General features: G+C 60.2%; 12 protein-coding genes. 6 read left to right on the top strand and 6 right to left on the bottom strand.

Annotation, left to right across the window (positions count from 1 at the left end):
* The 4 genes from FJ951_RS28280 to FJ951_RS28265 all read right to left on the bottom strand — a co-directional run.
* On the bottom strand, nucleotides 1-261 hold a 261-nt coding region (locus tag FJ951_RS28280), incomplete at its 3' end, for a hydantoinase/oxoprolinase N-terminal domain-containing protein (RefSeq protein WP_281405598.1).
* A 5-nt stretch (nucleotides 262-266) separates the two neighbouring features.
* Nucleotides 267-605, bottom strand: coding sequence for a ferredoxin FdxA (fdxA, locus tag FJ951_RS28275; RefSeq protein WP_140518339.1), 339 nt, complete (start codon nucleotides 603-605; stop codon nucleotides 267-269).
* A 10-nt stretch (nucleotides 606-615) separates the two neighbouring features.
* Nucleotides 616-1,308 (bottom strand): CBS domain-containing protein, encoded by a 693-nt coding sequence (locus FJ951_RS28270; protein ID WP_140518338.1) that lies wholly within the window; start codon nucleotides 1,306-1,308, stop codon nucleotides 616-618.
* Nucleotides 1,309-1,319: 11 nt separating this feature from the next.
* Complete coding sequence (locus FJ951_RS28265) at nucleotides 1,320-1,841, bottom strand: hypothetical protein (RefSeq protein WP_140518337.1); 522 nt, start codon at nucleotides 1,839-1,841, stop codon at nucleotides 1,320-1,322.
* Between the two features lie 60 nt (nucleotides 1,842-1,901).
* Between FJ951_RS28265 and FJ951_RS28965 the strand changes: the two genes are divergently transcribed.
* The 4 genes from FJ951_RS28965 (at nucleotide 1,902) to FJ951_RS28245 (ending at nucleotide 4,273) form a co-directional block, all read left to right on the top strand.
* Complete coding sequence (locus FJ951_RS28965) at nucleotides 1,902-2,459, top strand: hypothetical protein (protein WP_246671806.1); 558 nt, start codon at nucleotides 1,902-1,904, stop codon at nucleotides 2,457-2,459.
* A gap of 100 nt (nucleotides 2,460-2,559) precedes the next feature.
* The gene (locus tag FJ951_RS28255) at nucleotides 2,560-2,766 is read left to right on the top strand and encodes a hypothetical protein (protein ID WP_140500693.1); all 207 of its coding nucleotides are present in this window, start codon (nucleotides 2,560-2,562) and stop codon (nucleotides 2,764-2,766) included.
* Between the two features lie 320 nt (nucleotides 2,767-3,086).
* Entirely contained in the window at nucleotides 3,087-3,551 is a 465-nt protein-coding gene (rnk, locus tag FJ951_RS28250) for a nucleoside diphosphate kinase regulator (RefSeq protein ID WP_140518336.1), read from the top strand.
* 161 nt (nucleotides 3,552-3,712) lie between these two features.
* Entirely contained in the window at nucleotides 3,713-4,273 is a 561-nt protein-coding gene (locus FJ951_RS28245; protein ID WP_140518335.1) for a nucleoside-diphosphate kinase, read from the top strand.
* A gap of 8 nt (nucleotides 4,274-4,281) precedes the next feature.
* Here FJ951_RS28245 and FJ951_RS28240 read toward each other — a convergent pair whose 3' ends face one another.
* Nucleotides 4,282-4,827, bottom strand: coding sequence for a DUF488 domain-containing protein (locus FJ951_RS28240; protein ID WP_140518334.1), 546 nt, complete (start codon nucleotides 4,825-4,827; stop codon nucleotides 4,282-4,284).
* Nucleotides 4,828-4,898: 71 nt separating this feature from the next.
* The gene (locus FJ951_RS28235; protein ID WP_140518333.1) at nucleotides 4,899-5,744 is read right to left on the bottom strand and encodes a LysR family transcriptional regulator; all 846 of its coding nucleotides are present in this window, start codon (nucleotides 5,742-5,744) and stop codon (nucleotides 4,899-4,901) included.
* Nucleotides 5,745-5,871: 127 nt separating this feature from the next.
* Here FJ951_RS28235 and FJ951_RS28230 point away from each other — a divergent pair, with 127 nt between their 5' ends.
* Together FJ951_RS28230 and FJ951_RS28225 are read left to right on the top strand one after the other, a co-directional pair.
* Nucleotides 5,872-6,534: a 5-formyltetrahydrofolate cyclo-ligase gene (locus FJ951_RS28230; protein ID WP_140518332.1), complete on the top strand. Its 663-nt coding sequence runs from the start codon at nucleotides 5,872-5,874 to the stop codon at nucleotides 6,532-6,534.
* Between the two features lie 102 nt (nucleotides 6,535-6,636).
* A partial coding sequence (locus tag FJ951_RS28225; protein WP_181172305.1) for a cbb3-type cytochrome c oxidase subunit I occupies nucleotides 6,637-7,175 on the top strand: 539 nt, incomplete at its 3' end.

Below are 7,175 nucleotides of genomic sequence, written 5' to 3'. Positions count from 1 at the left end.
GCCCTGCCCTTCGACGAGGGCGTTGGTGGCCAGCGTGGTCGACATCGAGACGAGCTTGATCGCGCTGGGCTCGATGACTGCCTCGGACAAAACAGCGTCTGCGGCGCCGGCGATGCCCTCGGCAAGATCGTGCCGCGTGGTCAGCGACTTGGCCTTGGCCACGATGCCTGTGGATTCCGACCACAGCACGGCATCGGTGTACGTGCCGCCAGTGTCAATGCCCAGATAAAGTGGCGACGGCTGGAGCGCATATGCGTTCATTTTGATCAGTCACCCGACCCAGGTTCCGGCGAAAAATATTTCGCGAGCTTGTCCGCTTCGCCGTCGAACGCCTTGGCGTCGGCGGGTGGATCGCGCTTGATCGCAATATTGGGCCACGCAGACGCATACTCGGCGTTCAGCGCGAGCCAATCGTCGAGACCAGGCTCGGTATCGGGAAAAATGGCCTTCGCCGGGCATTCCGGCTCGCAGACGCCGCAGTCGATGCATTCATCGGGATGGATGACGAGCATGTTCTCGCCTTCGTAGAAGCAGTCCACCGGGCAGACTTCCACGCAGTCCATGTATTTGCATTTGATGCAATTGTCGGTGACCACGAATGTCATTCGGTGGCCTTCAGACCAAGCCGTAGGTCATATCGAGGGGAATGCGATGGTCATCGATAGCCCGCACGCCAGCGGTGTTTTCAGCCAGGACGATCGAGGCTTTCCGCTCCTGCTCCGACAGATACGTTCCCCATAGGGTGACCACGCCGTTGTTCACGATCACGTCCGAAGTCGAGGGCCACGATTCGGATCGCAAGGCATCGACAATCTCCATCCTGATGCTGCTGTCGTCATGCAAGGCCGGAGCGCGCCAGCCTTTCCTGGCAATGACCAGCGCTCGCACCAGATTAGCGCGGCTGACGATCCCAACCACCTGCCCGTCGCGCAGCACTGGGGCACGCTTGATCCGATTATGCTCAAGCAGGGTTGCGATCTCGGCGACTGGCGTACTCTCGACCACCGTCGCAACCTGCTGTGTCATGACGTCGATCACATGATCGGAATGAGACTTGACATAGCCTTCCGCCTGAACCGCGTTGTTGGTGAACAAATGAAGCCACCAGGAACAGCCCTGCGGCGCTGTTCCGATCTCCGCCCGGCGGATCAGGTCCCCTTCACTGACGATGCCCAGCAGCGCACCTCGATCAATCACCGGCACGGCGCTGATCCCGTGCGACAGAAGAATACCGGCGACCTCGTCCACCGTACTGTCAGGCCCTACCGCGATGACCGGCGACGTCATGACGTCTTTGGCGATCAGCATTTCGTTCTCCTTCACCGGTCTGCAGGCGGCAGTACCGGCGGCAAGGTCGTTCCTGAGCCTTGCCCGTTGCCAGCATGGAGATGGATCGCGCGACAAAACTCCCTTGCATGGAAAGCGTAAGCTTCCAGATCGGCCGGATCGCCAGCGAACAGCCCCATGTCCTCGGCTTTGTGGAAGAACCAGGGAGCGGGCAAACCAGGATCGAGCGCGTTCACGGCAACGGCCGCAAGCAATGGCAGGCCTTCGTCCGCATCGTCGTCCATCAGTTGTTCGAGTGCACCCCGGATCACGCCTGTTGCTTCCGAACCAACCATGCTCTCGGCCAGTCTTGCATAGGTGATCGGCAGCCGGGTCCGTGCTTGCAGGAGCAGTTCCTCGCGCAGCCGCGTTTTGAGAGCATTGTCATCCACGGGTACGATTGGGATGCCGTCATCTGCGTCAGGGCGATTGGCAGATACCATTCGACCGACGACATGACGCCGAATGTCCGGGCCAGAAAGGATCCTGCCGAAATCGTGTTCAAGCCTGTCCATTATTGTCATTGCCGAGCCCAAGGTGCCCTTCGCGCGATATCGCCAAACAGTCCCCTAGCGTTGAGACCTGCTGGCTGGCACCCAATCTGTCGTTTCGCTACGCACGAGCTTCACTCATCCTTATCTGCAAGACAAACGAAATTTATTGCCGTTTCAGCACAATTATTTTGCATCATGATTTCGATCGCGGTGAGGGGCGCAACCCTTTCCTTTTCGGATTCGATATGCATTTTTTACGGACGCGGCCGTCGCCCCCAGCGTCCCGGGTTTCAGCAGGCGGCAATCGCTCCCAAAGCGATCCAGAAGGAGATTTTGAGGATGATCACTGGTGCTCAATGCCGTGCCGCTCGCGCACTGGTCGAATGGACCCGTGAAAAGCTCGCCGGCAATTCAGGCGTGGATGCGCTGGTCATCGAAGAATTCGAGCGCCGGATCAGCCTTCCCGGCCAGGATGTCTGCGACACGCTGCAAACCGCTCTGGAGAACGCCGGCGCCGTTTTCATCGCCGAGAACGGCGGCGGTATCGGCGTTCGCCTGAAGCTCAACCGCTCGGAAGTCAAGCGGATCGGCGTTCTGGAGAATGAAGGCGGCATTGTCGGAACAGATGCCGTTCCATAAGCAAGACCTTCGGGGCCCAATGAATTCATGGTCGCAGCCCGTCGCTGGACAATCCAGGATCGGCATCGGCTTGATAGTGCACACAAGGGAGATGGCTCTCATGACAGTTATCTGGGACGATCTCACCAAGGAGGAGCAGACGGCACTCAAGCGAATGAACCGCGGACCCTACCCATCTCTATCGAAAGCCTTGGCCGAACGTCTTGTCTTTCTCGGGCTGGCTGAAGAAAGACCCAGCGGGACCGGGATAAACCGGGCCGGAAGAGAGCTGGTGATAAGAACGTTGCTTGGCGCCCGCTCTGACTAGTTTAGGATTGATACCCGCCAAACTGCACCGAGGTGGCTGACTTGACTTCCCGGATTGCTTCACCAACTATGGTCCTATGAACGCCGCAGTCAGAATTCGTCGCGATTTTCTTTTCCGGGTTTGCCCCATAGCGGGAATGTAGCCCCCGGCTCGGCTGCCATGCGTGCCCCGAGCCGAGGGCCGGTGCGATTACCCACATGGGATGGTTCCGCAGGACCTCAAGCCTCCGGAGCATTGGCGTTCCATCAAGATTTTCACGAATTGGCTCGATTCCGGCACCCTCCGTGGCGGCTGGTCCGAGCGGAAGCACGAGTATTCAAATGCAAGACAACACGAAAACGCGGCGCAAGCCGAACATCCGCATCTCACAGTCAGACCATGCGCGTCTGTCGGCGGTTGCGAGCACCGTGGCCGCGCGCAATCCGGAGGCCTCCGATGAACTGCTCGCCGAACTCGAGCGGGCACGTATCGTCGCCGATGATTGGGTCTCCGCCGGCACCGTCCAGATGGGTTCGACGGTGACATTCAAGCCCGATACTGGCAATGCCAAAACAGTCACGCTGGTTTTTCCTGGCGACGCGGACATCTCCGAAGGCAAGGTTTCAGTCCTCACGCCGATCGGCACGGCCCTGATCGGCCTCTCGGCCGGACAGTCGATCATGTGGACAGCGCGCGATGGGCGCCGGCACAAACTGTCGGTGCTTGCCGTAGGCCAACCCGCTGCGGAAGGCGATGCAGTCGATCGGCGCGCACCAGCGTCTTCGGCGATCCCGGCAGACGCCTAGACATGGGCGTTTCCACCCGTCTCCTCAATCACGCAGGCAGCCTGATCGCGGGAGTGTGACCCCTGCGCCGGCCTGTTCTGGTCCGGCACAGGGGTAGCTTCCACATCCGATCAAATGCTTGACGCCGGAACCCTTTCACGGGTCCGTCTTGGAGACGCACCATGCCCACTATCGATAGCTGCCAACTGACCACCAAGGACTTCACGATTCTTGAAGTGATGCAAGAGCGCCATCCCCGCGGCGATGCCTTGTCCGTTGTCCTTCAACGGAAGATTTCGAGCGCAATTGTGATGTTTCGAGAAGACATTCCGCCAACGGTCGTGACGCTCAGCACCCGAGTGACCTATCGTGTAAACGACGGCCCTGCCGAGACCCGCATCGTCGCACATGACGAGATGCGCGGTCTGGTTGGCATGCTTTTGCCGATCACCAACCCGCGCGGCCTGGCGCTGCTTGGTCTGGCCGAAGGTCAGTCCATGTCCATTCCGACCGCGCAGGGCGGCCATGAAACGCTGACTGTGCATGAAGTGGTCTACCAGCCGGAAGCGGCAAGGCGGGAGAGATTGGAGTTGACGGGGGGTGCAGCGCCCGACCCGTGGCGACCGAACGGACCGGTTTTGCGCGTCGCCCATCACTCTGATGAGTCACAACCCAAAGCGGAAAACAGGGTCATGGCGGCTTTCAACGACGGGTTCGACGACCCGGGGCCGTCGGCCGCCTGAGGCCTCGACTATCCAGAACGCTGGGAAAGCGGGTAGACAAGCGTTCCGTCGAGCCTTGCCTCCACACCGTCGGTGAGCTTCGCCGGCTCGACCTTGTCATGGCCCATCAGATGAAAAACGGACTCGCCACGACTGATCAGATAGTCCGCGACGATTCTTCTGTGGCAACGCCACCAAAGCGTTTCCGAGCACATGATGGCGCACCGCTGCTGCCTGCCAAGGGACACAAGCCGCTCCAAACCGCCATGGAACTCCGCTGACAGCGCGTAGTCGGCGTAGTTGTGAAAACTCTGGTTGAGCCAGAATGCGTTGAGCGTCGGCGGAATGTCGTGCGCCTTGCCGCGCAGGCCGCCAAGCTCGGCAATATGCTCATATCCGATCCCGAAATCCGCAAGGCTGTCCGGCAGCGTTTCGCTGTTGAATTGCGGGTTGGTCCGCGATCGCCGGATGGCCCTTATGTCGACCACCAGGGTAATCTCGCCAACCCGCAACAGGGCGACGAATTCGGCGATCGACCGGGTCGAGTGACCGATGGTGTGGAACGGATAAGGCATGTTCGATCAATCCATGGCGGTGGATTTCTTTCCGGCCGCATGATCAGTGATTTGGAACTGACAGAACACGGTCATTTCACCACCTGCTTCAATCCACGTAGCGCCTCCTGTACGTCGGTTCGCGACGCGCTTGCATCCGGATAGACTGCATAGGCCGGATAGGTGAATTCCGGCGCGCCCTCCACGACCTCCAGCTGCCCGGCCTCGATATGGGGCGCTGCCGCGCCCCTACGGAAATAGCCCATTCCGCCGGCGCGCAGAATGTAGCTCAGCCCAAGCGGACCAAGGCCGACCATTAATCCCGGCTCGCCGAAGGCAGAGGAACTGGCGCCATGTTGGGCCGCAAACAGCGGCCCCCAATCGACATAGACATAGTCCCTTGAGGCGTCCAACTCCGAGTCTCTGTCCGTGCTCCGAACCAGGACGAGTTGTTCCTCAACGAGCAGCTCCACCCTGAAGCCTGGCAGCAGCTTCGGCGCATAGAGCACCGCGATGTCGAGAACGCCAGTCCTGAGCTGCTCGAGGAGCTGGTCCGGCACGCCGACCTGGGCTTGGATGGCGATTTCCGGCCTGGCCTTCTTCATCCAGACCAGCCAATCGAGCAGCAGCGGGTTCCACAGGCTGAGCTCCCCGCCCAGGGCAACGACGCTTGTCCGTCCCGATGGGATGGCGAGCTGGTGGCGTGCTCGTTCCCAGATTTGCACGAATGATTGCGCGAACCGCTCGAACTCCCGGCCCGCCTGCGTCAACTGCGCACCATTGCGATTGCGGACAAAGAGCTGACGTCCGAGCTCTTCCTCCAACGTGCGTATCCGCGCGCTGACAGTGGTCTGGGTGACGTGGAGTCGGTCGGCAGCTCTCAGAAAGCTGCCGGAATGGACGATTTCCAAAAACGTGCGCGCGCGGTCGATGTCCATGCTGGTTCCGGCATTAGTGCAATAATCTTGCATCAATACAGCATTTAATTCCGTTTGCCTTCCTGTTTTACGCAGCGCAACGTCCACGTAGGCGAGGGTCTCCGCTGCAACGGATATGGAGCGTGCGATGTCTGATCAGGAGGATGTTTGTCCGGAGACGAGAGAATACGCCTCTCCACCATGCTTTATGGATGAGCTTGTCCCGGGGTACGGCACTGAGCCGGCCGTTCAGGACGCATGGCCCGATGTCTGTCGATGGCGCAAGGCGGAACGCAAGCGTCTAATCGATGAGCGTCTCGCGATCGACGCCGAGGAACGCAATGCGAGGTCTTTACGCATCGCTTCCGTTCTCGACCTGGCCGTCGGTCGGGTGAGCGGGCGGATCGTCAGCGGCTATTGGCCGTTCCGCGGTGAGCCCGACCTCCGCAACTGGGCGATAAAGGTGATCGAGCGCGGCGGGCGGATTGCGCTTCCAGTCGTCATCAAGAAAGGCTGGCCGCTGGAGTTTCGCATCTGGGGGCCGGGAGACCCGCTCGAACGCGGAGTCTGGAATATTCTTGTCCCCTCTCATGGACCTGCCGTCCAACCGGATGTGGTCATCGCGCCCGTTGTCGGTTTCGACGAGGCTAACTATCGCCTGGGTTATGGCGGCGGCTTCTTCGACCGGACCCTGGCCGCGGCGCCCAGGCGGCCTCTCGTCGTCGGCGTCGGTTACGCCCGTAGCAGGATCCGAACCATCTATCCGCAGCCGCACGACATTCCGATGGATGTGGTCGTCACGGATGAATGAATAAACGCGGGCAAGAGCTGGCCTCGTGTGATGGCGGATCGCAGGTGCCGTCCATGGTTGAGGCCGTCTTGCCTGCCGGAAGAGGAGAGCAGGAAGCATATCATGTCCATTCCAGCCACGACCTTGGATGATCACAAGCCCCGGTTTCTCGTCCGATGGCTGTTCTCGACCAACCACAAGGATATCGGGACGCTTTACCTGCTGTTCTCGATCATGGCAGGCATCTTCGGTACGGCGCTTTCCGTGTTGATCCGCATGGAGTTGCAGGAACCGGGTTTGCAGATATTTGGCGATCCGGGCGTCTACAATGTGGTCGTCAGTGCCCATGGGCTGGTCATGATCTTTTTCGTGCTCATGCCGGCGCTGATTGGTGGCTTCGGCAACTGGATGGTGCCGATCATGATTGGCGCGCCCGACATGGCTTTCCCCCGCTTGAACAACATCTCGTTCTGGCTGCTGGTGGTGTCATTCATCCTCTTCATCACCTCGATGTTCGTTCCGGGAGCGCCCGGTACGCTCGGCCATGGCGGCGGCTGGACGCTCTATCCGCCTTATTCGACGGATGGCCAGCCAGGTCCCGCCGTCGACCTCGTTATTCTGTCCATCCACCTTTCGGGGGCCTCCTCGATCCTCGGCGCGAT

The sequence above is a fragment of the Mesorhizobium sp. B2-2-3 genome, assembly GCF_006442405.1.
Taxonomy (GTDB): Bacteria; Pseudomonadota; Alphaproteobacteria; order Rhizobiales; family Rhizobiaceae; genus Mesorhizobium.
This window is presented reverse-complemented; position numbering and strand designations above follow the sequence as displayed.

What these genes read in the sequence shown, in the direction of transcription:
- FJ951_RS28240 (WP_140518334.1), bottom strand. Translation starts at nt 4,827, where the DNA reads ATGCCTTATCCGTTCCACACCATCGGTCACTCGACCCGGTCGATCGCC.
- FJ951_RS28270 (WP_140518338.1), bottom strand. Translation starts at nt 1,308, where the DNA reads ATGCTGATCGCCAAAGACGTCATGACGTCGCCGGTCATCGCGGTAGGG.
- FJ951_RS28265 (WP_140518337.1), bottom strand. Translation starts at nt 1,841, where the DNA reads ATGGACAGGCTTGAACACGATTTCGGCAGGATCCTTTCTGGCCCGGAC.
- FJ951_RS28235 (WP_140518333.1), bottom strand. Translation starts at nt 5,744, where the DNA reads ATGGACATCGACCGCGCGCGCACGTTTTTGGAAATCGTCCATTCCGGC.
- FJ951_RS28255 (WP_140500693.1), top strand. Translation starts at nt 2,560, where the DNA reads ATGACAGTTATCTGGGACGATCTCACCAAGGAGGAGCAGACGGCACTC.
- fdxA (WP_140518339.1), bottom strand. Translation starts at nt 605, where the DNA reads ATGACATTCGTGGTCACCGACAATTGCATCAAATGCAAATACATGGAC.
- FJ951_RS28230 (WP_140518332.1), top strand. Translation starts at nt 5,872, where the DNA reads ATGTCTGATCAGGAGGATGTTTGTCCGGAGACGAGAGAATACGCCTCT.
- FJ951_RS28245 (WP_140518335.1), top strand. Translation starts at nt 3,713, where the DNA reads ATGCCCACTATCGATAGCTGCCAACTGACCACCAAGGACTTCACGATT.
- rnk (WP_140518336.1), top strand. Translation starts at nt 3,087, where the DNA reads ATGCAAGACAACACGAAAACGCGGCGCAAGCCGAACATCCGCATCTCA.